We start from the raw sequence: 24,904 nt of genomic DNA, 5'->3' as shown, positions 1-24,904 counted from the left end.
CAACTGCTGCGTGGACATCCACAAGAAAGCTTGCCAATATGGCTTAAAAAGCAAAAGGAAGCACCATGCTAAAAATTATTGACTATTATGCTGGCCTATCGTCCCCCTGGACCTATCTCGGCCACAGAAGACTTTGCGATATTGCCAGCCGGCACAATGCGCAAATTAACTTTAAACCTGTGGATTTTGGGTTGATTTTCCCCGCGACAGGTGGCCTTCCTCTTGCAAAACGCGCACCCGAAAGACAAAGGTATCGCTTTATGGAACTCAAGCGATGGAAGGCCGAACTCAATATTCCCTTAAACTTGGAGCCCAAATACTTTCCCGTAGATGCTGGCTTGGCTTCCTACATGTGTCTGGCAGCAGCGGAAAACAATCTTGACGCTTTGGGACTTGGTGAGAGGTTTCTGCAGGCAGTCTGGAAAGACGAGCAGGATATTTCAAATTCAGACACTCTTATTGAAATTGCGGACCAATACGGCTTCAAGGGTCAGGAATTACTTGATCAGGCTAAAGCTGAAAAATATTCGACCCTCTTCAAATCATATTCGCAAGAAGCGGTCGACAAAGGCGTATTTGGAGCCCCCAGCTATGTGATCGATGACGAAATATTCTGGGGTCAGGATCGCCTTGATTTTGTAGAGAAAAAACTCATTGGCGAGGCAAATTCATGACACTGGACCCGCAAGCAAAATGGGTATTGGATATCGCAATTGAGGCAAAAGTCCCTCCGCTTGAGGAAATGACAGCTCAAGAAGCGAAACGCACTTATGAAGAGCGTGCTCAGAAGCTTTGTTTAAAAGATATTCCAATCGGGAAGACAGAGGATCTGGAGATAGAGGGTCCTAATGGCACTATTCCTTTACGGATCTATTCCCCGGTTTCAGGTGATCAAAATATTCCGGTTATTGTTTTCTACCACGGGGGTGGGTGGGTTATTGGCAGTCGAAACAGCCATGACAGCCTGTGCAGACAGATCAGTAACGAAGGAAATTTTCTAGTTATCTCTGTTGACTACCGTATGGGGCCAGAAGCACCTTTTCCTGCTGCCCCACAGGACTCATTTTCGGCCTATAAATGGGCCAGAGCCAATGCTGGTAAATTTGGTGGTGGCCCATCCAAAGTAGCGGTCGCCGGTGACAGTGCTGGGGGAAACCTGAGTGCTGTCGTCTCACTGATGGCACTCGAAGACCAATTTACCTTGCCCGATTTTCAATGGCTTATCTATCCAGCAACGAACATGCATATGACGACACCATCCCATCAGGATTGCGGCGAAGGTTATTTTTTGACGACCAGTCTGATGAACTGGTTCCAAAACCACTATTTAAGGTCCCCATCGGATCGTGATGACTGGCGAGCTTCCCCATTGCTATACCCCGAATTGTCCAACATGCCGGGCAGTTTGATACAAACCGCGCAATACGATCCATTGAAAGACGAAGGGAAAGCTTTTGCCATGAAGCTTCAAGAAGCAGGCGCTTCCGTAACCTATACAGATTACGCTGGCATGATCCACGGGTTCATTAATCTGGGCGGCGCAATAGACAAAGCCAAAGCAGCAATTTCAGAAGGGGTCACCCACTTAAATAACGCACTCAGATAAAAAAACGGGCGCCATTGGCGCCCGTCTGATTATGATCTTGTGGTCTTGCTTAGCGCCAGCCAACACGGTCAAAAATCTTTACCGCATCTGCTTGCTTATCAGCAACTTTGTCAAGGCCAATAGCATCGAATTTTGGTTTACCCCAAGCAGCAACAGTTCCATCAATTTCAATACCTGGTTTTACCGGATATTCAAAATTTGAAGATGCATAGAATTGTTGTGCTTTGTCGCTTGAAAGGAACTCAATCAGCTTAATCGCATTTTCCTTATTTTTCGCGGCTTTAGTAACCGCGGCACCGGAAATATTGACATGAGCACCACGCCCATCCTGGTTTGGCCAGAATATCGCAACTTTCTCTGCTGCTGACTTCTGTTCTGCATCTTTAGAAGTCTGCATTTTACCGTAGTAATATGTGTTGCCGATTGCGATATCACATTCACCTGCGGCCGCAGCCTTAATTTGATCGCGATCGCCACCTTGCGGTTTACGCGCCATATTTGCAGCGATACCGGCCGCCCACTCTTCGGCCTGCTTCTCACCCAAATGCGCAACCATAGCGGCGAGCATTGACTGGTTATACACATTTGAGGAAGAACGAATACAAATCTTGCCTTTCCACTTTGGATCAGCCAGATCTTCATATGTAGTCAGGTCAGTTGCGTTCACTCGATCTTTCGCATAGTAAACAACCCGGCTGCGAACAGTGAGGCCATACCAGAAACCTTCAGGATCCCGATATTGCGCAGGAATGTTTGAATTTAACTCTTCGGAAGAAATTGCCTGCAATACGCCTGCCTCTTTATGTTCAGCAAGGCGGCTAATATCAACAGTCAGGATCGCATCAGCTGGGCTGTTCATGCCCTCTGACTTCAAGCGCTCCAGCATTCCTTTCTTAGCAAACACAACATTCACCTTAACGCCTGTGTCTTTTTCAAACTCATCCAAAATAGGACGAATTAACTTTTCCTGTCGGTAGGAATAGAGATTGACTTCGTCCGCTTTTGCAAATGACGGAGAGCTTAGGGCAGTTACAACAGCGGCAGCAGTAACCAGAATCTTAGCCAAACGCATAATTTATTCCTTCTGAGATTGCGAATGATTATTAAAACTAACTTGCTTATAATCATGATCACAAAAAATTGCAACTAAACATCACAATCAATCGCAAATAAGAATATTGTAATTTAATGAAGGATCTTGGCTGACGGCGTTATGCTTTTACTTTCCCACCAAACAAGTGTCTCGTTTAAAGTCGCTTCTGTTGCGGGCAAAATTGCTTTCACATATTCAATATCTTCAGCATTTGACTGAATTTCTGCAGCTAATGCAGCTAAGCGCGTTCCAAACAACAGCCCGGACGACCCTTTGATAGAATGAGCAACATTATGAATTGTGCCCGCATCTCCCGCTTCAACACACTGTTTGAGTTGAACCAGCTGGTCTTTATGGGTGCTGAGTGCGGTTTCCAGTATCATCATAAACTTATCTGACCCAAGTGTATGGCTCAAAGTATTAAGCTCATCCTCGTTACCGATGGGAATTGCCTCTATCTGTTCAAGAATATTTTGAGTCGATTTACTTGTTTCCGTTGGCTTTTGACTCTCTTGTGACGGCAGATGAATATCTCTTCCCATTACTTTATTGATTGCAGCGATTAAATCACTACGCTCGAACGGTTTAGTGACACAATCATTCATGCCAGCATCCAGATACCCTTGACGCTGGGAATTCATAGCATCTGCTGTCAATGCAATAATTGGGACATTTGCCCGTTCCTGATCTTCAAGCTTGCGAATGACACGGGTTGCATCCGGCCCACTCATTTCAGGCATACGAACATCCATCAAAATTAAATCGTACGGCTGTTCTTTCAATCTCCTGACTGCTTCCGCGCCGTTCGGAACCACATCGCAATAATGCCCAAATCCCTCTACGGTATTTGCTATGATCATCTGATTCACTTGATTGTCTTCAGCAATCAGAATTTTAAGTGATTGGCTCACTTCGTACTGTGGAGCTAACTCTTCAATGATCTCGTCATCATTTGCAGTACTTTCTTCGAAAGGTATTTCAAACCAGAAACGACTCCCCTCACCCAAGCGGCTACTCACACCGATTTCCCCACCGCATAATGCAACCAGCTTTTTACAAATAGCCAAACCAAGCCCTGTGCCTTGATATTTTCGCGAAATCGAGGCGTCAGCCTGACTAAATTCGGTGAAAATAGCGGACAGGGTTTCTTCATCCATGCCGATACCTTCATCCTCTACGAGGAACTTCAAATAAGAGCCACCACCTTTCGGTTGTTTTAAGCTCACATTGATTCGAACTTCTCCCTTGTCCGTAAACTTAACTGCGTTTCCAACAAGATTGACCAAAATTTGCCGCAACCTTGTCGGGTCACATTTAATTTTTTCTGGCAAGCGAGTGTCAATGCTGGTCACAATTGTCAGATCATCTGACTGAGCAATTTTTTCATCGAACAGAGAAACCACATTCTCGATCAGTTTGGGTAGCTTGAAGTCAATTCTTTCAAGCTCCATCTTGCCAGCATCCATTTTAGACATATCCAAAATGTCATTAATAATGCTGAGAAGTGATTTAGTCGCTTCTATGATCCGTTGAACTTTGGCCCTGCTTTTAGCAGGCATCTCATCTTCAAGCAGCATTTCAGCAAAACCTATGACACCGGTCATAGGTGTGCGAATTTCATGACTCATTGATGCTAAAAATTCACTTTTCGCTTGGCTTGCTTGTTCAGCCTTTTCTTTCGCTTCAAGCAACTCTCTGGTCCGCTGCTCTACAGTAGCTTCCAGCGACATGTTGGTTTCATGTAATTTTTGCAACGAACTATTCAGTTCTTTTTGCGTATTTCGTAAGTTGGTAACATCGAGGACGATACCAGCAACGGCTACCAACTCTCCGTCTTCGTTCAATTCTGGATCTATGTAGCATATTACCTGCCTAATATTTCCATTTTTATGAACAAGTCTGTATTCAGTAGAAAAAGGTCTCTTTTCTTCCAGGCCCGCTTTTTGTGATTTGAGAACGTATGGCAAATCCTCTTCATGTACACAGGCCTGAAATTGCTTAAAACTAGGCTTTACGTGACCTGACACCCCATAAATGCTTCTAAGATGAGGCGACCATTCTTCTTCACCTGTGATCCAATTTAACTTCCAATAACCTATGTTAGCGACCTTCTGAGCCCGCATTAAACTGTGCTTACTGTCTTCCAGTTTTTGCGTTAATTCTTTTCTCTCTTCAATTTCAGTCTTAAGGTCGTTTGAAGAACTTTCTACCTTTTCGAGCATGCGATTAAAACTGGCTGCAAGATCCTGAAACTCTTTTGCACCCACAAATTTAGCGCGCTCACTTAATTTGCCTTTTCGCCCGATAGCATCGGCAGTTGCACTCAGCGCCTTGAGCGGCCTACTCACTTTTCCGAGTAAAGTGACGCTACAAAGCAACATCACAACAATGAAAATGACAGTTGTGAGTATAAACACAAACTTCGCCTGCTCACTCATTGCATATGCGTTACTCGCAGTCTCTCCTGCAACAACACGCAAATTTTCATATCCTGGAACTACAATGGTTTCAAATATCCAGTCGCCATTAGCTTCGTTTGACTGGTTTAAACCTGACCCGTATATGCCCGGAATTGAAGAAAAGAGACTAGCTCCATCGCGACCGACAACAGCTTTAAACGTTGTAAGTGAGGGTAAATCCAGTATTTCATGGAGCCCACCTTGCGGATAATACACAACAACTGCCCCTTCAGGCAGGTCATTGTAAATAACTGGTACAGCTATCACCAGATGATATGGCTGCAAGTCAAAATACACTTCACCTGACATCACCTGTTGCAGCCAAATCTCGACGTTTGGAAGTGAATAAATGTCCTTTGATTTGCTTCCGGCAATTTCCCGGCCTTTGTAATCTGTTAGATAAATCGCACCGCTATGCGTCTCTGCAAGTCTCAAAGAATTAAAAAATGCCGGTAAGTACCCCTGACGGTTTTGCTCGTCAATGACACCATTTACAACCAAATCATTTTCTGCGATCGCTTGTACGGATTCCACTAACAAATTCAAACGCAAAGCCATAACATCAGCACTTTGCTTTACTTGACTGGTTAAACGTTCTTTTACGTCCGCCGTCATTTGCTTTTGAATAAACAAGGTGGCCATGACTGACACCGCCACCATTATAAAGACCGACGGTAAAATCACCCGAAAATTTAAATAACTTGCGAGTGATCGAGAGCGTTTTTGTATATCTTCGCCAGTGGCTTGCATCATCACTGATTGCTTTCAAGAGGTATTATAACACCAGCTTCATTGAAACGAGCCAATCTGAAATCCGAGCTGTCCAAGGCATCGTGCTGATCTTCGGTAAATGGCGGTTTATACTTGCGAACAAGTCCTGAATAAAATTCTATTCTTTCAAGCTCTTCACGCACGCGAGTTCTGTCTAGCGATCCTGACTGACGGATGGCAGTGGCAAGAATATGCACCAGATCGTATGCGTGGGCACTCCCAACGGGTGCTTTAATGTCAGTGACGGATTTGGTATCCGGAAATCTTTTAAAGTAATGCTTGACGAATTTGTCAGCTAAACGCTGATCGGTTGGCTCAAGAAACGAATATGTTTGAAGGAATACAAGATTGATTTTTGATATATCAGGTCCAGCAACTTTGACAAAGTCTGCGCCAGTAATACCCCAATGAGAAATTATCGGCAGTTGATCTGCAACTGGCAAAGAGGCTAGCGACTGAACCATATGCTTGCCTTCTCTGGAATTGCCAACAAACATAATGACGTCACAATTAGCAGAAACCAAATTCTTGAGAATATCCTGGAAGTCTGTTTGCCCCCAATTAAACCATTGGGTAGCAGGTATTGGCATGTTGATTGTACTAGCCGCATTATGAAAACCATTATTATTGGATCTCCCCCAGCCCGTATTTTCAAGCAGCAAGCACGGCCGTTTGTAACCCAGTTTTTTTGCTTCTGACAACAAAAACGAGCTCGCATATTCATCCCGAACAGATACCCTGAAAACAAAATTCGGAGAATGGTTATTCTGTATTATTTGGGTTCCAGCCGCCCAGGGGATCAGGTATGGCAGCCTTTTCTTATGAACAAGATCCAACTCAGCCAGCACAACAGGTGTATGCAATCCGCCCAAGACAGCAACAATATTCTCACGTTCCGACAATTCAAGAATGTTATCTTTACCTCTGGCGGGATTGCCACGATGGTCACGTGTGACAAGTTCAAGCTGTCGACCCAGTATACCTCCGCCTTCATTAATTTCATCAATTGCGATTTGGGCGCCTCTTTGGATTGCACGGCCCGCCAAAGCAGAACTTGATGACATGTCTGCGTTCAAACCAATTTCAATATTGGCCGCCACAACTTCTTTTGACAAAAACAAAGCTGAGATTAATAGAAGACAGACTGAAATTTTGGCAAAACTTTTCACTTACTACTTCCTTTGCACTTGGATTCACTCGAGCAACACCCTAAGTCCATTGGACAATAATCTAATACAAGCGTCATTAAATGGTTAATAAAAGTAGTTTTTTAGCTAAATATGAAATTCTCTGGAAAATGCAGCGAAATTGTTGCTCTTCGGCCCCTTCTGCCACATCAATAATGTCGGTATCTTTTTGAACTCACTAGGTGTTCCAAGTTCGCGAACAGGAAAGGCTTTCCGAAAAAGGTTTAATACTGAACGCGGTATTACGGCAAAGCCACTGCCCGCACTGACGCAGGAGATAATGGCAAGATAAGAATTCATAGACAAAATAGTACTGGGTTTAATGTGGTGAAGCTTCACCCAATCTTCCAGGTAACCCCGATAAGCACATCCCTTTTCAAAAGCTACAAGCGGGACATTTTCAAGGTCTTCATATTCCTTGATATGGCTCATCGTCTCAGGCGCTACCAGAACAAGTTCTTCGTGAAATACTGTTTTACTGGCAAAGCGAAAATCAGCCGCGGATTTCGCCGCAAAAACACATTCCACTCGCCCGTCCGCCAGACGTGAAATAAGCCCTGCGGCGGTATCTGTGACAAGATCAACATGCAAGTCGGGATATTTATGACTGAAAGTCTGTATTATCGAAGGAAGGCGTGCTGCTGCAGTGCTCTCCATCGCACCAACTCGTAATATGCCCTTTGGTGTGTCGTCACCCAATGCCAATGAAGCTTGTTCTCTAAGCTGTAACATCTGCTTGGCATACTCAAGAAGCAGTCCCCCTTCTGCAGTTAGTTGGAGCGAGCGAGCAGAGCGAACAAACAACTGCTTTCCGACCTCCGCTTCAAGTTGTTTTATGCGAGTGCTTACGTTTGATTGCACCCGATTTAGTTTTTTCGCAGCCTTGGAGATTTTTCCCTCTTCCACGACACACACGAAAATCTCCAACGATTTCAAATCCAGATTCATTTTAATATCTCAAAAAATGATATTTATTATCTTTATAATTCATTTTTAAAGATACAATAATTCCCCTAAACTTCCAAAATCAACGATTGGAATTACGAATATGGCTGAGCTCGACACACTTTATGGGACAAAAAACCCGATCTTTCAGGCAGGAATGGGAGGGATCGCTGGGCCGGAGCTGACGGCAGCCATAAGTAACGTTGGTGGCTTGGGTCACCTTGGTGCCATTCGCCTATCTGCCAAAGATTTAAAGAACTGGATTGCGCAAACCAAAGCTTTGACCGACAAGCCGTTCGCCGTCAATCTGGTTCCACCGGGCGGTGGGCCTGATGGGTTTGACGCACAGCTGGACGTCACAATTTCCGAAAAACCAAAGGCGGTTTCTTTATACTGGGGTGATTTTGGCTCAGTAATTCCCAAGCTAAAGGAAGCCGGAATTAGTGTGATGGTTCAGGTTGGCAGTCTGGCGGAAGCCCAAAAAGCGTTATCAGATGGCGCTGACACCATTATCGCTCAGGGCATTGAAGCAGGCGGACATGTCAAAAGTAAGATCGGCTTAATGAGTATACTGCCCGATGTTCTGAAAATTGCTGGCACTACACCGGTCCTCGCAGCGGGTGGCTTATCAAATCCATCAAAAATAAAGGCAGTGCTAGGTATGGGCGCAGCTGGTGTCTGGGTCGGAACCAGTTTCATTGTTGCTACCGAGTCAAATGCGCATGAAATTTATCGCGAACGTCTGATTGAAGCCACCGTGGATGATACCCATCACGGACATTTTTATTCCTATGGCTGGCCGATTGGAACTCCCTATCGGGTCATTAAACCAGGGAAAAACTACAGTTTACGTAATTTCAAAGCTGCAGGAGCCCGCCGTTCAGACAGCGAGGCTTTTGCAAGAACAGTGCAACTCTATGCAGGGCAAGGTGTGGGAGATGTAAAAGAAAAAAAGTCCGCCGCAGAGATATTAAATGATCTGTCGGCGGACCTTTATTGATTGACGCGCAATAATACGATCAGGCGGCTATCGCCTCAGTGGTGGAAATATACTCTTTGCCGAGGTCTCTTGCGACCGCAGCATTGGTAAGTTTTCCAGCGTGCACATTAAGACCTTCTCTCAAGTGCGGATCATCAGACAACGCCTGTTTAAAGCCTTTATTCGCTAGCGCTATCATAAATGGCATGGTGGCATTGTTCAGTGCGAATGTGGATGTCCGCGCAACCCCACCAGGCATATTGGCAACACAATAATGAACCACACCGTCAACAATATATGTCGGTTCAACATGCGTCGTTGCCTTCGATGTTTCAAAACAGCCGCCTTGGTCAATCGCCACATCAACAACCACGGCACCATTTTTCATATTTTTCAAGTGGTCTTTCTTGACCAGCTTGGGAGCAGCAGCGCCAGGTATCAAAACAGCACCAATGACCAGATCCGCGTTGCTTACATATTCATCAACGGTATCTTTGCTTGAATAAATGGTTTTCAGATTTGGACCATATAAAGCATCCAGCTCTGCCAAACGAGATAAGGACTTATCCAGAACAGTTACATTGGCACCCAGCCCCATGGCCATCCGCGCAGCATTTACACCAACGACACCGCCACCAAGCACAACAACATTAGCGGCTGGAACACCTGGCACACCACCGAGCAAAATACCTTCACCGCCCTGACGCATTTCAAGACAATGGGCACCAGCTTGAATTGACATGCGGCCAGCAACCTCACTCATGGGTGCAAGCAGCGGAAGGCCTCCGCGGGGACTTGTAACAGTCTCATACGCAATTGCCGTGCAACCAGAGTCCAGCAATCCCTGAGCCTGAACTGGATCCGGAGCCAGATGCAAATACGTGAAGAGCAGCTGGCCTTCGCGCAACATCTTGCATTCCTGCGGCTGCGGCTCTTTAACCTTCACAATCATATCTGCAGTGGCAAAAATTTCCTCTGCGGTATCCGCAATGGTCGCGCCAGCGGCCACATAGTCATCATTGGTCAGGCCGATCTTTAGACCACCGTTACTTTGCACAACAACCTTGTGACCATGAGCGACGGCTTCGCGTACAGCCCCGGGGGTCATGCCGATGCGAGATTCAAGGGTTTTAATCTCAGCAGGTACACCTATTAACATTTCAAATTTCCTTTAAAACACCAATTCAGGCGATTTCATTCAGTACAGTTCTAATTGTGTCAAAGATCTGATCCACATGCTCTTTTTCACAAATCAATGGCGGAGACAGAGCAATGATGTCGCCGGTCGTTCTGATCAAGACACCTTTCTCGTAACATTTCAGAAATGCTTCAAATGCACGGGCTGTCGGCTTTCCTTCAATGGGTTGCAACTCAATTGCGCCGATCAACCCCAAATTCCGCAGATCAATTACATTTGGGCAGTCTTTCAGAGAATGCAGCGCATCCTCCCAATAAGGAGCTAACGCATTTGCCCGTTCAAACAAGCCTTCTTCCTGATAAACATCAAGGGTTGCAAGTCCAGCGGCCGCTGCAACCGGATGTCCGGAATAAGTAAAGCCATGGAACAGCTCAATCATGTTTTCCGGACCCGTCATAAAGGCATCATAGATATCCTTCGAACAGACAACGCCACCCATTGGTATGGTCCCGCTGGTTAGCCCTTTCGCCATTGTGATCAGGTCTGGCTTCACATCAAAATAATCTGTGGCAAATGCTGTACCCAACCGGCCAAAGCCAGTTATCACCTCATCAAAAATCAATAAAATGCCGTGTTTGTCGCAGATCTTGCGAAGACGTTCCAAATAGCCTTTTGGTGGCAAGATCACACCTGTTGATCCCGCAACCGGCTCAACAATTACCGCCGCAATTGTTGAAGCATCATGTAACGTCACAATTCTCTCTAGCTCATCCGCCAGTTCTGTTCCATATTCGGGGATACCACGGGTAAACGCGTTTTTCTCCGGCAGATGCGTGTGCGGCATATGGTCAACGCCGGTCAGCAATGACCCGAAAGTCTTACGGTTGGCGACGATCCCACCAACAGAAATCCCGCCAAAACCAACACCATGATATCCGCGTTCACGCCCGATCAAACGGGTGCGTGTCCCCTCCCCTCTGGCCCGGTGATAGGCAAGGGCGATTTTAAGCGCTGTATCAACAGATTCTGAACCAGAATTGGTGAAGAAGACATGATCAAGACCGTTCGGCATCATGGCTGAAATACGTGCGGCCAGTTCAAAAACCTTTGGATGCCCCATCTGAAATGCAGGTGCGTAATCCATCTCGCCTATCTGGCTACTGACAGCCTCTACAATTTTTTCGCGGCCGTGACCTGCGTTACAACACCAAAGCCCCGCGGTCCCATCCAGAATTTTCTGCCTTCGGCGTTCATGTAATGCATGTCTTTTGCACTCACCAACATGCGAGGATTAGATTTAAATTGACGATTTGCCGTAAACGGCATCCAGAATGCATCAAGATTATTTGCTGCTGATGTAGACATCGATTAACTCCCGTTAGACTATTAATTCGCACGTTAGCGGGTTCATTAAATCCGACAAGTGAAAAATTGAATCCTTGTTTTCCGCGCTTTCGTGGTTTCAATTTTGATTTTTATGTTTAAAATTCTAAACAGTTCCGTCAGAATCAGGATTGAAAGAATGGAATTTGACATTGGTAAAAGGCTCCGGGCACTGCGTCTGGAACATGGATACTCCCAACGGGAACTCGCGGCCCGCGCCGGAGTTACAAATGGCACCATATCGATGATTGAACAAAACCGAACTAGCCCGTCTGTCGGTTCACTCAAAAAAGTGCTGGACGGATTTCCCATCGCCATGTCTGATTTCTTTGCGCATGATTTTTCATCGCGGCGCAAGATATTCTTTAGCGAAGACGAACTTGCCAGAATTTCCGAAGGTAAAATTGAATATAAACAGGTGGGACGTGACTTGACCGGAAAAGGTCTGCAGGTCCTTCATGAGACCTATAAACCTGGCGCTGATACAGGCCGCAACATGCTATCCATCAAGGGGAAGAAGCTGGCGTCATCGTTAAAGGCAAGCTTGAAGTCACTGTAGGTGCCGAGCGTAAAGTCTTGAAAGCTGGAGATGCCTTTTATTTCGAAAGCCACAAACCGCATCGTTTTAGATGTATCGGTGATGAGGAGGCAGTTGTCGTAAGCGCCTGTACACCACCCAGTTTTTAACTACCAGCGTCGACACCAACAGCTTCAGACACTGATTTATAGCCATCGGCCTTTAATAAGCCTGCAAGACCCAACGCTATTTTGTGCGCGAGAAATGGTCCGTGATAAACCATTGCTGAATAAAGCTGCACCAGTGATGCACCCGCTCTTATCCGAGAGTAGGCATCTTCCGCTGACGCAATGCCTCCAACGCCAATGATTGGTATCTCACCACCGGTTAGCTGATACATATCTTTGACCACTCTCTCCGACAATGCTTTAAGAGGTGCACCGCTCAACCCACCAGTCTCTCCTTTTTGGGTTGAGGTCAATGTATCTGGCCGTGTAATCGTCGTATTCGTGGCAATAAGCCCATCAAGCTTCATCGCCAGCGCGACTTCAGCAATGTCCTTTTTATCCTCGGCTGTAAGGTCCGGCGCGATTTTGAGCAAAATGGCTTTTCTTCTGTCATTTTCATCGGGCAACTGGCTGCGAGCCTGCATCAAACGTCCCAGCAACTCTTCCAATTCCCCCTTGCCTTGCAACGCGCGCAAGCCCGGAGTATTGGGTGAGGAAATATTCACAGTCACATAGCTGGCGTAAGGTGCCAAAGTTTTCAGGCCCAAAACATAATCCGCAATGCGATCGTCACTATCTTTGTTCGCACCAAGATTTGCACCAACCACTCCCGCTCTGCGGGGAGCTTTGAAATTGCTCGCAGCAACTTCCAGACCTTTATTGTTAAAGCCAAGACGATTTATGACCGCCTCATCTTCTGTCAGCCTGAAAATCCTGGGTCTGGGATTTCCCTCTTGTGGAAGTGGGGTAATACTGCCCGCTTCAACAAAGCCAAACCCCAACCCCAAAAGGGCATCCAAGACCGCACCGTTTTTATCATATCCGGCTGATAACCCTACCGGATTTGGAAAATCGAGATTAAAGACATTAGATTGAAGAACCGGATCAATTTCAGCGTCCTTTAAAGGCATGAAACCTGACTTTAATGCTGCCAGTGAAAAATTATGAGCTCGCTCAGGATCCAGACAAAATAATGCCTTGGAAAACGCACCATATAGTTTGCCCATCAAATCTCTCCAAGATCGGGGAATATATGACGGCCGTCATCTCCCAAGGGAAGTGGAACTACTTTTCGGACTTTTTCAGGGTCAAGATCTTCATAAAGATGAGGAAATAATATTCCTCCGCGTGCCGGCTCCCATACCAATTTTTCACCAAGTTCTTCAGCATCAATTACCAACAACAGCAGATTTGTGACACCTTTCCTATGCTTTGCGGCACTTTCCACGATGGTTTCAGCGGTGGACATGTGAATAAATCCATCTTCCTGATCCATGGGAGTACCCGGATAGCTTCCTCTGGAAACAGCTTCTGCCCAGGCATCTTTGTCAGCCATATGGAAAATTGTCGTCATTGATATTCCTCGGTTCCTAACGTAACGGCGCAACCTAGCTGATCTGGCGTCAAATGAACAGCCAACAGTCAAATTAGTCTCATTTGTAATTAACGTGACTTGCTAAGCAACAAGCATATCTGATAATGAAGATTATCAGGTTCCCCAAACAGAATTTCAGGAAGTAACTATGGCTGGTGTCTATTTTTATAACGGTGATTGGTATGATGAAAGTCCGCGGATCACAGGTCCGGGCGATCATGCCTTTTGGATGTCGTCATCCGTATTTGATGGCGCCCGCTCATTTCAGGGAATGGTACCCGATCTGGATTTGCATTGTGAGCGCCTCGGACGATCTGCAAAAGCGCTTGGCATGAACCCCTCGCTGGAAAGCGGGGAAATAATTGAACTTTGTAAAACCGCCATCAAAAAACTTCCCAAAGAATCTGAACTTTACATCCGCCCAATGTATTTTGCGCGTGGCGGATTTATCGACCCGGATCCAGACAGCGCCGAATTTGTGTTGGCTGTCTATGACAGCCCGATGCCCGAAGCGCATGGCTTCACGGCTCATTTTTCCCGCTTGCGCCGGCCTGCAAGTGACATGGCTCCAACGGATGCAAAAGCATCTTGCCTATATCCCAATTCCGGCCGTGCAATCGCAGAAGCAAGGGCGTTGGGCTTTGACAATGCCATAATGATGGATGCAAATAATAACGTGGCTGAATTTGCAACTTCGAATATCTGGACAGTCAAAGACGGTGTCGCATTTACGCCCGCACCAACTGGCTGTTTTCTGGCTGGCATAACGCGTGCACGCGTCAAAGCACTTGCAAAAGAGGCAGGTATCGAAGTCAGCGAAACATTCCTGAAAAAAGAAGACATCATGTCAGCGGACGAAGTCTTCAATAGCGGAAACTACGGAAAAGTTCTCCCCGTTACCAGAATTGAGGATAAGGAATTCCAACCAGGTCCAGTTGCCCGAAAATTACGGGACATGTATATGGAATTTTCCAAAGCCAGCCAGATATTTTAATCAGACTTCAGAAACTAAAAAGGCCGCGAATTTCGCGGCCTTTTTTTTTAAAATTAGACTGAGTTATTTTTCAGCACCCAAATCTTCACCCGCCAGAACGCGTTCGATCAGTGCGATGGTTTCTTCAACCCCATACAGGGAAATAAATGAACCCATTCGTGGTCCTTGTGATTGGCCCAAAAGCGTTTCGTACAATGCTTTAAACCAGTCTCTAAGATTTTCAAATCCTTGATCGTTACCAACCTGAAACACCATATTCTGAAGGTCACCCGCAGGAGTATCCTGATCAGCTTCACCCAGCAACGAAACCAGCTGTGACATGGCTGCTTTTTCCTGGTCATTTGGCAGGCGATATTTTTTCGCTGGTTTAACAAAGTCCCGATAGTAGGCAATGGCATATCCCACCAGTCGATCCAGTTCGGGATTATTTTCTGCAGTCGCACCATCTGCGTAGCGCGTAATAAAGCCCCAAAGAACTGATGCCTCGTCTGCGTTCACAACAGCAGCCAGATTCAATAGCATTCCAAACGAGATCGGCATATTTGCAGCTGGCGGATTTCCCGCATGCAGATGCCAGACCGGATTTCCAAACTGTTGCTTGGGCTCAAGCGTCGGAAATTTTTGCAAGAAGGTATAATATTCATCAACCGCTTTTGGGATCACATCGAAATGCAAGCGTTTCGCTTTCTTAGGATTTTGATACATATACAGCGCCAGACTTTCCGGCGATGCATAAGTCAACCACTCCTCAATCGTGATACCATTCCCTTTTGACTTGGAAATTTTCTTACCCTCAGCGTCAAGGAACAGCTCGTAATTGAAACCTTCCGGTGGCTTCTTCCCAAGAATACGAACAATTTTGCTCGACAGTGTCACACTATCGATCAAGTCCTTACCCGCCATTTCGTAATCGACCTCAAGCGCATGCCAGCGCATCGCCCAGTCCACTTTCCATTGCAATTTGCAATGCCCACCTGTGACCGGCACGGTAACTTCTTCATCTGTTTCGGGGTCAACATAGGTCACAGTAAAGTTTTCAATATCCCTTTTAATGATCGGAACCTGAAGAACTTTGCGAGTACGAGGGCAAATCGGCAGGAACGGTGAATAAGTAGCTCTACGCTCAGGGCCCAATGTTGGCAGAATAACATTGATCACCTGATCATATTTTTCCAAAACCAGCTTCAGAGTATCGTCAAATTCCCCCGACTTGTAGGCTTCTGTTGACGACTTGAATTCATAGTCAAAACCAAACTGATCCAGAAACGCAACAAGCCGCGCATTGTTATGCGCCCCAAAACTGTCATGCGTACCAAAGGGATCAGGAACTTCGGTCAGAGGTTTTTCCAGGTTCGCTGACAGTAATTCAGGATTAGGGACATTATCCGGGACTTTTCTCAGCCCATCCATATCATCAGAAAACGCAATCAACCGGGTTGGAATATCGCTCAGCAATGAAAAGGCATGACGAACCCAGGATGTTCTGGCGACTTCACCAAAAGTGCCAAGATGCGGCAAACCTGACGGACCATATCCGGTTTCAAACAGCACATATCCCTTTGACGGTGCTTCTTTCGCATAGCGATCCACAAGCTTCTTCGCCTCGGCAAACGCCCAGGAGTTACTTGACAATGCGATTTCTGCATCCGATGACATGTTTCATTCTCCATAATTTGTGGTCGGCGGAATTTAAGCGTACAAAGTGACGTCGTCAACGATAGGCACAGGATTTTAACTCTGCATATGTCAGAAAACCCGCTGGATCCAAAATTAACAGGTTCTGGAAGAGAAATTCGTCTCCCACAAGCGCCAGTACTAGTGCTTTCTGGTGGTAAAAGCGTATGGCTCACCGCTGATGGCGAAATCATGGAAGAATCGATTGATCAAGCCCGACTGAAAGTTGCGAAAACCCCACCGCTTTTAGCACATCGTCTTGCCTGCGCACGAAAACTGGACATTAACCCTTTTTCAGCCTTCGATATTTTAGAACTATTTGCGTTCACTTTTCCAGCAAGACAGTGCTTGCCTACCGTACGGGGAATTGCAAAAGCATTGGATTTGGAACCACCCACAGCACTGGAAGACCAGGCACTTTCCTTATTTGAAGCCGCGAGCAGATTGCTGGAAGCTCTAACTTATCTGAACGGGCCTGAGCTGAAATCCGCCAGTCAAATCGCCATGACAATGTCCAGAAGCGGTTGGAATTGGGGCCCTCGGTGCTTGCTGCACTGGGCATAACAGACACTGGTGGCCCCTTCGGCGGCATGGACATTTGGAAAGATTTGCAGGATTGGCCAGATTTTGCGCCCTCGCCACCTCCCGAAGATGAGGCTGTAACCGATCAGGAAGCGCGGCATAGATTGCGCGAACTACTCCATATCGATGCAGAAGAAAGACCTCAGCAATCTGATTTTGCCGCAGCCGCTGCAGGTGCATTCATTCCAAGGGATCAGGAAGATAAACCCAATATAATCCTCGCCGAAGCCGGAACCGGCACAGGAAAAACGTTGGGGTATATTGCTCCTGCCAGCCTTTGGGCACAGAAAAACGGAGCCGCTGTCTGGATTTCGACCTACACTAAAAATCTTCAACGGCAAATCGATGAAGAATTAAACAGCCTATACCCAAACCCCGCCGAGAAAGAAGCCAAAGCGGTGGTTCGAAAAGGGCGAGAGAACTACATTTGTCTGCTAAACTATGAAGAAGCTTTGCAAGGCGGTGCCGCTCGAGCAACGGATAAAATCATACTTGGAATTGTAGCACGCTGGATTAGCGCAACTCGAGATGGTGATCTGGGGGGTGATTTTCCAGGATGGCTGATGGAACTTGTCGGAGCGAACAGAATATTGCGGCTCGCAGACAGGCGCGGGGAATGTATTTATTCCGCTTGCAGTCATTATAAGAAATGTTTCATTGAAAAGACCACTCGAAAAGCAAGAAAGGCAGAGCTGGTCGTCGCAAACCACGCCTTGATGATGATAAATGCTGCATCACGCCCCGATGATCCCCACCTTCCAAAGCGACATGTGTTTGATGAGGGGCATCATCTCTTTGATGCGGCTGACAGTGCCTTCTCAGTCCATCTGACAGGACAGGAAGGAAGTGAACTCCGGCGTTGGATATCAGGGAGTGAAACAGCAAGATCTGGCCGCATGCGTGGTTTGGAGAAACGCATCTCCGACTTGATTGGAGACGACGAAGAAGGACAAAAAACACTACAAGAAGCACTTCATTGCAGCCGCGCTCTTGCCTCTGATGGTTGGTTGAAACGAATAGAGACTGGAACGCCCAAAGGGCCAATGGAACAGTTTCTGATGCTGGTCAGACAAACCGTAAAGGCAAGAAGCGGATCACCAGATAGCTCTTATTCCATCGAATGCTCAACACAGGACATCAATGAGGAGCTTCTGACCAGCGCTCACCTGCTGGAGAAAAAACTCTCCGAACTGGTTACCCCTCTTATGAAGCTCGCTAAAATTCTCGTAAAACGGCTCGAGGACGATACGGAAAATCTGGAAAGCTCTACAAGGCAGCGAATTGAAGCGGCTGTACAGGGCCTATCGCGCCGCACAACAATGATGCTGGCTCCGTGGCAATCAATTTTAAGAGGTTTGTCCGAGCCGACACCTGATATCTATGTCGACTGGCTCGGAATTGAAAAGCAAGCTGGCAGAGAAGTTGACCTTGGCTATTATCGCGCGTGGATCGACCCTAGCAAACCATTTTCAGAAGTCGTCTTAAAACCCTCACATGGCGCACTTATTACTTCGGCGACGTTAAGGGACCAATCGGATGCGGACGATGACTGGCAAAATGCAGATTTGCGAACAGGTGCAAGTCATTTAATCCTGCCGCCACGCCGGGCCTATCTATCGTCTCCATTTGATTTCAGGAGCCAGACCCGAATAGTCGTTGTGACAGATGTACGCCGCGATCACGTGCGAGAAGTTGCCAGCGCTTATCGGGAGCTGTTTCTGGCTTCAAAAGGCGGTGGATTGGGTCTTTTCACCGCAATCTGGCGCCTTCGCGAGGTGTATAAACATATCGTATCTCCCTTGGCGGAAAATGGTATCGACCTTTATGCACAACATCAAGATGCGATGGATACAGGCACCCTCGTCGACATCTTCAGAGAAGAAGAGAATTCTGTTCTCTTAGGTACCGATGCCGTAAGGGATGGCGTTGACGTGCCCGGGCGCTCTCTTCGGTTGTTGATCTTTGATCGTGTTCCCTGGCCACGCCCGGACCTTAAGCACAAGGCGCGTAAAAAAGTATTTGGGGGGAGCCGTTATGATGACATGCTGACCCGGCTCAAATTAAAACAGGCATTTGGTCGACTGCTCAGAAAAGAGAGCGATTATGGCGTATTTGTTATGCTTGACAGCATGTTACCAACACGATTGACGTCTGCCTTTCCGCCGGACGTTCCGATTGAACGGGTTGGAATTAAGGATGCAATTGCACTTACACGTAACTTCATTGCACAGAAAGAACAGGAAAGCGGAAAAAATTCATTGGATAATGGAACTTGATACACATATCCTGTAGAGAATTAAATAAACGGAGAACACCAGATATGTCACTTACTCTTCATACTGCACTGATTTCGACCATGGTTATGGTATCTGCATCAGATGGCAATATGACCGACAGTGAATTCAAAACGATCGGGGAAATTATCAAAACCCTCCCTATTTTTGATGACTACAATCAGGACCACCTAACCGGAGACGCCAACAACAGTATGGATTTGTTTGCTGGAAACTCCGAATTGAGTGCCATCATTTCCAAAATCAAGGCTGTTCTTCCACGAAAACTGTATGACACAGCGTATGCGCTCGCGTGTGATGTTGCAGTATGTGATGGTCAACTCAGTCAGGAAGAGCTGCGTATTCTGGAGCTCCTGCGTCACGGCCTCGGCGTAGATCGTCTGACCGCTGCAGCGATTGAGCGTGGCGCAGCAACACGTTATGCCCGCCTGTAACAGAACATCAAAAGCTTAATATTGAAATAGCTAATTCGTTTTCTTTATAATATCATCCTAATTAATATAAATCTAATTAGGGGGATGATATGGGAACACTTGAGGGAACCAATATCGGTTTTATTGGTTTGGGGCCGATGGGCAAACATATGGCGCTACGCATAAAAGAGGCTGGCGCCAATCTTTTTGCCTATCATGGCTCCCCATCAGTCAGATATGAGCTAGCCCGCGAAGGGATAAGCTTATGCGTATCCCCCAAAGAAATCGCCCACAAAACAAGCGGCGGCATCATTCTTCTCATGCTGGGCTCCACCAAGGACATGGAAGAAATTTTATTGGGTGAGGCAGGTTTGGTGGCAAATATCGGCCCTGACACGCTGGTCATTGATACAAGCCAAACTCCCCTCACCAGCACACGCCACTACGCAGATCTGGTAAGTCAGCAAAGCGCGCACTGGATTGATGCACCGGTTGTCGGTGATGAGCTTGCTGCAGGAAAGGGTGAGCTTATGATCTCAGCAGGTGGCACGGCAAATGATTATCAAAGGGCTCTTGCCGTTCTGCAATGTCTTGGTTCCGATATTTCTCACGCAGGGGACGTTGGGGCAGGACAATCACATATAATCGAGTTGGGCCATTAACTGATCGAGGTCACAAATTCCGAAACAGCAGCAACTGCAAGCTTCCAGTTCTCCTCTTCGGTCAACCCGGATGCTTTTCGGGGCTTAAAACTGTGATCACCGTCTTCGCACCAGTGGAATGAAATCTGATTGGACAGTTCATACAGTTCAACGTCAGATTTTTTACCCATACTGTCCCGCTTCCCCTGTACAATTAGCGAGGGAGTACTGAGTTGCGCGAGATGTTCTGTACGCGGTTTGTCAGATCGGCCCGGCGCGTAAAACGGATATCCAAGGCAAACCAGTCCTTTGACCTGCATTTCATCAGCAATCAGGGATGCCATGCGACCTCCCATTGATTTCCCGCCAATTATCAAATTCCTGTAGGAGCCAAAGTCAGCGATAACCTCTCTCCACCGCTCGAGCAATTTCGGTTGCCTGTCGGGAGGACGCTTTGTTCCCTCTTTGCGGCGGATTTGCATGTAAGGAAATTCAAAGCGGATTACATGCAGACTTTCCCCTCCCAGATTTTGCGCAAAATATTCCATAAACGGGCTATCCATGGGTGCCCCAGCCCCATGCGCAAGGATCAGCACACTGGATGCATTCGGATTTCCATTTTGCAGATAGTCGGTCATATAACTTCCATACCTTAACGAAGATTTGAATAAGTATTCAGCGAATTATCTGTAGAATACAGATGTTTTACAAAGAAGGGCAATATGATCGAATTTCTTATTCAGCACGAGCCGATCGTGAGAATGACTTTTTTCCTCGGCACATTAGTTGCGGTTGCTGCTTGGGAAATTCTATCCCCGCGCAGAAGCTTAAGAGTATCAAAATCCTTCAGATGGATCCACAATATGGGCGTCACCATCTTTAACTCATTCATCCTAAGGTTTCTGTTTCCCGTATTGGCCGTCGGATTTGCCGCTATCTGCGAATTAAACAACTGGGGTGTCCTTAATCTGGTGAACCTGCCGATTGCCTTTGAAATTCTGATCGCCCTTATAATTCAGGACCTGGTCATTTATTTTCAACATGTCCTGTTTCACTACGTCCCGCTCTTTTGGCGATTTCATAAAATGCACCATGCGGACCCTGACTACGATGTTACGACCGGGGCCCGTTTTCATCCGGTGGAAATTGCCTTCTCAATGGTCATTAAGATAGGCGTAGTGTTTCTTCTTGGTCCTCCGGTTATTGCTGTTATTCTCTTTGAAATCATTCTGAGCAGTATGGCAATGTTCAACCATGCGAATGCCACATTGCCAGCCAATATTGACAAGTCTGTTCGAAAACTGATCGTGACCCCTGATATGCACAGGGTACACCACTCCGTAAAACCATCGGAGCATCACCGGAATTTCGGCTTTAACCTTTCAATATGGGATCGGCTTTTTCGCACTTACAAAGAAACCCCGGATGACGGGCATATGGGAATGACGATTGGACTTAGTAATTATCAGGACAATTTGAAACAGTCTTTTTTCTGGCTCTTAAGCTTACCCTTCAAGCGCTAGGAAAATTTATCACGCGTCAACTCGAATGCATGAAAACGAGACCACAAATCTGAATATTCTTCCATTTTTTTATCTGTGACATCGCTGTAATAATCCAGCAGCTTGGTATTCATCTTTAAAAAAGGTTTCATGCGTTTGGGTGGAATGTCATGAAGTAATTTTTGCAGGATTTCTGCACCAACATGAATGTCATTTATGTCCCCAAGGCAGTCCTGCATCGGTACGATTACATTATAAGCCGCCTCAACAGTTTCTGGTGCAATTCTCGATGCGAAGAAACGAATATTGTAGCGGTATTGCTTAACGTTTTTCCGCATCTTGTGTAAATCTGAAACACTGTTCCAATCAAGCTTCTCGCCTCTCTCCAACAGTACCTCTCTCGACTGGGAAATAGCATCAAAAGCAAAATCGGGTAACGCGGGACAAGAGGGCAGTTTTTCCGGGTCAAAAGGCGCTCGCAACCACTCTTCAAACCGCTCCAGCAATCTTTTCAAACGGCGTCTTTGCAGCTTGTCACGTAATCTCTCAAACTCGCGATCCCGCATTAACTCCACTTGATCCCGCAGGGCCATATATTCTTCATCTATGCCATCAAGCGGGCATGAAGGCCCCAAAATTCCATGAAGCAACACATCCAGATCACGGGCCAACCCCATTTTTCGGCCAAAATGTTTAAATTCATCTTGAAGCAGTTTCCGACTCACGGGCCTTAAATAGGCTTCAAATGTCGTAATCGCCATTCTGATCCTGCGAGTTGCAATCCGCACTTGCATCAAAGCTTGCCCATTTTCCTCTTGTAGAAAGAGGCCCAAGTTCCTTTGGAGATGCAGGAGGTTTTCCTTGAAAATCAATTGCGCAGCTTCATGGGTTGACTCGACCGAACCCAGATCCAGATATGGTAACTTTTCTAACACCATTCAAATTTAAGCCGTCTTCCTGATTTGAGCAGCATTTGACGCACTGACATTTACGAAAATTATGATCTGCGGTATGCTTAAAACATTCCAAATTACAGGCTAGAGCAGAAATGAAAACAAGCAAGAATAATCTCAAAGACTGGGTTGGTAACAGTGAAACCCGAAACGAAGTCATTTTCCCCCAACCTTGCAGGGTTTTTCCGCATTAATGGACGAAGAAGGCCCGGTTAGTGAAATCCTGCCTGCCGGATGCCATTGGTTATATTTTCTACCAAAAGATCGGCAATCCAATCTTGCCGAAGATGGCCACAGCCGCAAAGGCTCGTTTCTGCCACCTGTAAAGCTCCCCCGTAGAATGTGGCTGGTGGGCGCCTCTCCTTCACCCGTCCAATTCGAACGGGTGATGCAATTGAAAAGACCTCAACCATACTCTCCGTTGAAGAAAAGGAGGGTCGTTCAGGCAAGCTTGTATTTGTCACGGTTGAACATCTTTTAAAAAAAGAAGGCGCACAATGCGTGCGCGAAGAACACGATATCGTTTTTCGTGAGGCCGCCAAAGAGGGTGACCCGACACCAGAGCCAACGGCGGCCCCTATCGATTTCGATTGGGAAAAAACGATTGTGCCGGATCCAGTAATGCTATTCAGATATTCCGCACTCACCTTTAACGGTCATCGCATCCATTATGATCGCGATTACGTCACTAATGTTGAAGGCTATCCGGGTCTTGTTGTCCATGGACCTCTTATCGGTACGCTACTGATGAAACTGGCCTCCGATAATATGGGCAGCAAAAGCCTCAAAACATTTGAGTTCCGAAACTCAAGTCCAATATACGATATCGCGCCCTTTCGGATCTGCGGGAAGAAAACCAGTGACTCCACTTGCGACGTTTGGGCTGTTGGCCCGCACGGTGAACTGGCTGTAAAGGCGACTGCAAAATTCTAGGAAACGCGCGGGATTACCCCGCGCGCTCTTGAAAATGCTGCAACTATCACTAGTCGTGCTTATGTTTTTTATGTTGCATGCTGTGAGATCCATGCTCGTGCTTCATGCCTTCCATGGCACCGGCCGCCATCACCGTCACAAGCGCCTCCACCTCGTCGGCATGCTTGAACTTCAAACGAATAGCAAAGGTGTCACCTTCCTTCAGCGGGTGTTTCAGACCCATCAGCATCACATGATAACTGCCGGGCTTTAAAACAAGCGATCCGCTCGCGGGCACAACAACACCCTCTTCCATTTCAATCATTTTCATCACGCCATCAACAGTTTTGGTGGTGTGAATTTCCACGCGCTTTGCAACATCAGATGATGCAGACAACAATATATCGTCGGAAGTGGATTTATTGTTCAATGTCATAAAGGCGCCGGCAACCTTAACTTTCGAGGCTCTGGCCCACGCGTTTTCAACGGAAATTACGGCGTGACTGCCTGCGGCTTTTACCGCAGCTACAGGGAAAGCGGCAAGGCTGGCACAAACGACCAATGCCATAGCCACCATTCGAGGAAACTTAATCATCTTGATATCTTTCATTACAGAAGTTTTTCAATATTCGCGACGATTTCCTCGGCTTTTGTTCCATAGGAGAACACAGTGATCATTTCACCATCTCGCCCCATCAGGTAAGTAAAAGAGGTATGATCCACCAGATAAAACTCAGGATCTTTTTCCTTTTCTACTGCCTGTCCATATGCCCGGTACTGCTTTTTCACATGCGTGATTTGCTCTGGCGTGCCCGTCAGCCCAATGATCGATGGATGAAAAGCGTCGGTATATTCCTTTATGACTTCCGCAGTATCCCGATCGGGATCAACTGTAATGAAGACAGGAACAACATTTTCCGCGTCCTCTCCCAAAGCTTCCATGACTTCAGAAAAGACATTTAGCTCTGTCGGGCAGACATCAGGGCAGAAAGTGTACCCAAAGAAGACGAGCATCAACTTACCTTTAAAGTCTTCTTCTGTAACTTGCTGACCATCTTCATTCACCAATGTAAATGGCCCTCCAATTTGCGGAGCACCAACTATCGTGCGAGATGTTCCCTGAATACGCTCACCAAACATTTCGTTTGCGATAATAAAGGCAGCAATAACCAATCCGACAACGACAAGCACCGAAACGGCGTAAGTGAAAAACCTGTTCATATTATTAACCTGTGAAACTGGAACCGAAAAAATCGGAA

At 46.5% G+C, this 24,904-nt stretch carries 21 protein-coding genes and 3 pseudogenes; 11 read left to right on the top strand and 13 right to left on the bottom strand.

The annotated features are described in order from the left end of the window. Positions 1-65: 65 nt before the first annotated feature. Together JCM23214_RS16990 and lipP1 are read left to right on the top strand one after the other, a co-directional pair. Positions 66-674 carry a 2-hydroxychromene-2-carboxylate isomerase gene (locus JCM23214_RS16990; protein WP_025899989.1) on the top strand — a complete coding sequence of 203 codons (609 nt, stop codon included), beginning with the start codon at positions 66-68 and terminating at the stop codon, positions 672-674. Continuing rightward, positions 671-1,606: a LipP1 family hormone-sensitive lipase gene (lipP1, locus tag JCM23214_RS16985; RefSeq protein WP_025899988.1), complete on the top strand. Its 936-nt coding sequence runs from the start codon at positions 671-673 to the stop codon at positions 1,604-1,606. The genes JCM23214_RS16990 and lipP1 overlap by 4 nt, the downstream gene beginning before the upstream one ends. Positions 1,607-1,655: 49 nt before the next feature. On the opposite strand, the gene JCM23214_RS16980 is transcribed toward lipP1, so the two are convergent. From JCM23214_RS16980 to JCM23214_RS16965, 4 genes are all read right to left on the bottom strand, one after another. After that, a complete protein-coding gene (locus JCM23214_RS16980; protein ID WP_025899987.1) occupies positions 1,656-2,678 on the bottom strand; it encodes a Fe(3+) ABC transporter substrate-binding protein in 1,023 nt (340 codons plus the stop codon). A gap of 113 nt (positions 2,679-2,791) precedes the next feature. Then, entirely contained in the window at positions 2,792-5,800 is a 3,009-nt protein-coding gene (locus JCM23214_RS22855; protein WP_159104382.1) for an ATP-binding protein, read from the bottom strand. Positions 5,801-5,910: 110 nt separating this feature from the next. Beyond that, positions 5,911-7,098: an ABC transporter substrate-binding protein gene (locus JCM23214_RS16970; protein WP_025899985.1), complete on the bottom strand. Its 1,188-nt coding sequence runs from the start codon at positions 7,096-7,098 to the stop codon at positions 5,911-5,913. Between the two features lie 105 nt (positions 7,099-7,203). Continuing rightward, positions 7,204-8,064, bottom strand: a complete 861-nt coding sequence (locus tag JCM23214_RS16965; RefSeq protein ID WP_051548231.1) for a LysR substrate-binding domain-containing protein — start codon at positions 8,062-8,064, stop codon at positions 7,204-7,206. 100 nt (positions 8,065-8,164) lie between these two features. Between JCM23214_RS16965 and JCM23214_RS16960 the strand changes: the two genes are divergently transcribed. Beyond that, positions 8,165-9,061, top strand: coding sequence for an NAD(P)H-dependent flavin oxidoreductase (locus tag JCM23214_RS16960; RefSeq protein WP_025899983.1), 897 nt, complete (start codon positions 8,165-8,167; stop codon positions 9,059-9,061). 19 nt (positions 9,062-9,080) lie between these two features. Here the strand turns inward: JCM23214_RS16960 and ald are convergent, their stop codons facing one another. Together ald and aptA are read right to left on the bottom strand one after the other, a co-directional pair. Next, a complete protein-coding gene (gene ald, locus JCM23214_RS16955) occupies positions 9,081-10,199 on the bottom strand; it encodes an alanine dehydrogenase (RefSeq protein WP_025899982.1) in 1,119 nt (372 codons plus the stop codon). Positions 10,200-10,224: 25 nt separating this feature from the next. Continuing rightward, positions 10,225-11,543: pseudogene (gene aptA / locus JCM23214_RS21540) on the bottom strand (omega-aminotransferase AptA). A 157-nt stretch (positions 11,544-11,700) separates the two neighbouring features. On the opposite strand from aptA, the pseudogene JCM23214_RS21535 reads away from it, so the two are divergent. Next, positions 11,701-12,248: pseudogene (locus tag JCM23214_RS21535) on the top strand (cupin domain-containing protein). Here the strand turns inward: JCM23214_RS21535 and JCM23214_RS16940 are convergent. Together JCM23214_RS16940 and JCM23214_RS16935 are read right to left on the bottom strand one after the other, a co-directional pair. Continuing rightward, a complete protein-coding gene (locus tag JCM23214_RS16940; protein ID WP_025899981.1) occupies positions 12,245-13,312 on the bottom strand; it encodes a quinone-dependent dihydroorotate dehydrogenase in 1,068 nt (355 codons plus the stop codon). The pseudogene JCM23214_RS21535 and the gene JCM23214_RS16940 sit on opposite strands and share 4 nt — an antisense overlap. After that, positions 13,312-13,659, bottom strand: a complete 348-nt coding sequence (locus JCM23214_RS16935; protein WP_084264911.1) for a DUF952 domain-containing protein — start codon at positions 13,657-13,659, stop codon at positions 13,312-13,314. The genes JCM23214_RS16940 and JCM23214_RS16935 overlap by 1 nt, the downstream gene beginning before the upstream one ends. A gap of 169 nt (positions 13,660-13,828) precedes the next feature. Between JCM23214_RS16935 and JCM23214_RS16930 the strand changes: the two genes are divergently transcribed. After that, complete coding sequence (locus JCM23214_RS16930) at positions 13,829-14,674, top strand: branched-chain amino acid aminotransferase (RefSeq protein ID WP_025899979.1); 846 nt, start codon at positions 13,829-13,831, stop codon at positions 14,672-14,674. Positions 14,675-14,737: 63 nt separating this feature from the next. On the opposite strand, the gene JCM23214_RS16925 is transcribed toward JCM23214_RS16930, so the two are convergent. Then, complete coding sequence (locus JCM23214_RS16925) at positions 14,738-16,330, bottom strand: lysine--tRNA ligase (RefSeq protein ID WP_025899978.1); 1,593 nt, start codon at positions 16,328-16,330, stop codon at positions 14,738-14,740. 87 nt (positions 16,331-16,417) lie between these two features. Between JCM23214_RS16925 and JCM23214_RS24990 the strand changes: the two genes are divergently transcribed. From JCM23214_RS24990 to JCM23214_RS16910, 4 genes are all read left to right on the top strand, one after another. Further along, positions 16,418-16,912 (top strand): hypothetical protein, encoded by a 495-nt coding sequence (locus JCM23214_RS24990; protein WP_199899698.1) that lies wholly within the window; start codon positions 16,418-16,420, stop codon positions 16,910-16,912. Further along, a complete protein-coding gene (locus JCM23214_RS21530; RefSeq protein ID WP_199899697.1) occupies positions 16,891-19,206 on the top strand; it encodes an ATP-dependent DNA helicase in 2,316 nt (771 codons plus the stop codon). Before JCM23214_RS24990 ends, JCM23214_RS21530 begins: the two co-directional genes overlap by 22 nt. A gap of 44 nt (positions 19,207-19,250) precedes the next feature. Beyond that, positions 19,251-19,658: a tellurite resistance TerB family protein gene (locus JCM23214_RS16915; protein WP_025899977.1), complete on the top strand. Its 408-nt coding sequence runs from the start codon at positions 19,251-19,253 to the stop codon at positions 19,656-19,658. Positions 19,659-19,747: 89 nt separating this feature from the next. Next, positions 19,748-20,299, top strand: a complete 552-nt coding sequence (locus JCM23214_RS16910; RefSeq protein ID WP_025899976.1) for an NAD(P)-dependent oxidoreductase — start codon at positions 19,748-19,750, stop codon at positions 20,297-20,299. On the opposite strand, the gene JCM23214_RS16905 is transcribed toward JCM23214_RS16910, so the two are convergent. Beyond that, positions 20,296-20,916, bottom strand: a complete 621-nt coding sequence (locus JCM23214_RS16905; RefSeq protein ID WP_025899975.1) for an alpha/beta family hydrolase — start codon at positions 20,914-20,916, stop codon at positions 20,296-20,298. The two genes, JCM23214_RS16910 and JCM23214_RS16905, sit on opposite strands and share 4 nt — an antisense overlap. Before the next feature lie 84 nt (positions 20,917-21,000). Between JCM23214_RS16905 and JCM23214_RS21525 the strand changes: the two genes are divergently transcribed. After that, on the top strand, positions 21,001-21,801 hold the full coding sequence (locus JCM23214_RS21525; protein ID WP_037493877.1) for a sterol desaturase family protein: 801 nt from the start codon (positions 21,001-21,003) through the stop codon (positions 21,799-21,801). On the opposite strand, the gene JCM23214_RS21520 is transcribed toward JCM23214_RS21525, so the two are convergent. Beyond that, positions 21,798-22,718 (bottom strand): CHAD domain-containing protein, encoded by a 921-nt coding sequence (locus JCM23214_RS21520; protein ID WP_037493875.1) that lies wholly within the window; start codon positions 22,716-22,718, stop codon positions 21,798-21,800. The genes JCM23214_RS21525 and JCM23214_RS21520 overlap by 4 nt on opposite strands. Positions 22,719-22,828: 110 nt before the next feature. Between JCM23214_RS21520 and JCM23214_RS21515 the strand changes: the two are divergent. Beyond that, positions 22,829-23,666: pseudogene (locus JCM23214_RS21515) on the top strand (HTD2 family dehydratase). A gap of 49 nt (positions 23,667-23,715) precedes the next feature. On the opposite strand, the gene JCM23214_RS16885 reads toward JCM23214_RS21515, so the two are convergent. Both JCM23214_RS16885 and JCM23214_RS16880 read right to left on the bottom strand, forming a co-directional pair. Then, on the bottom strand, positions 23,716-24,240 hold the full coding sequence (locus JCM23214_RS16885) for a copper chaperone PCu(A)C (protein WP_159104381.1): 525 nt from the start codon (positions 24,238-24,240) through the stop codon (positions 23,716-23,718). A 14-nt stretch (positions 24,241-24,254) separates the two neighbouring features. After that, positions 24,255-24,866 (bottom strand): SCO family protein, encoded by a 612-nt coding sequence (locus tag JCM23214_RS16880; protein WP_025899973.1) that lies wholly within the window; start codon positions 24,864-24,866, stop codon positions 24,255-24,257. Positions 24,867-24,904 lie beyond the last annotated feature (38 nt).

This window comes from Sneathiella glossodoripedis JCM 23214 (genome assembly GCF_000616095.1).
Lineage (GTDB): Bacteria > Pseudomonadota > Alphaproteobacteria > Sneathiellales > Sneathiellaceae > Sneathiella > Sneathiella glossodoripedis.
The sequence above is the reverse complement of the archived record's forward strand: the minus strand, read 5'-3'. Positions and strand labels throughout refer to the sequence as shown.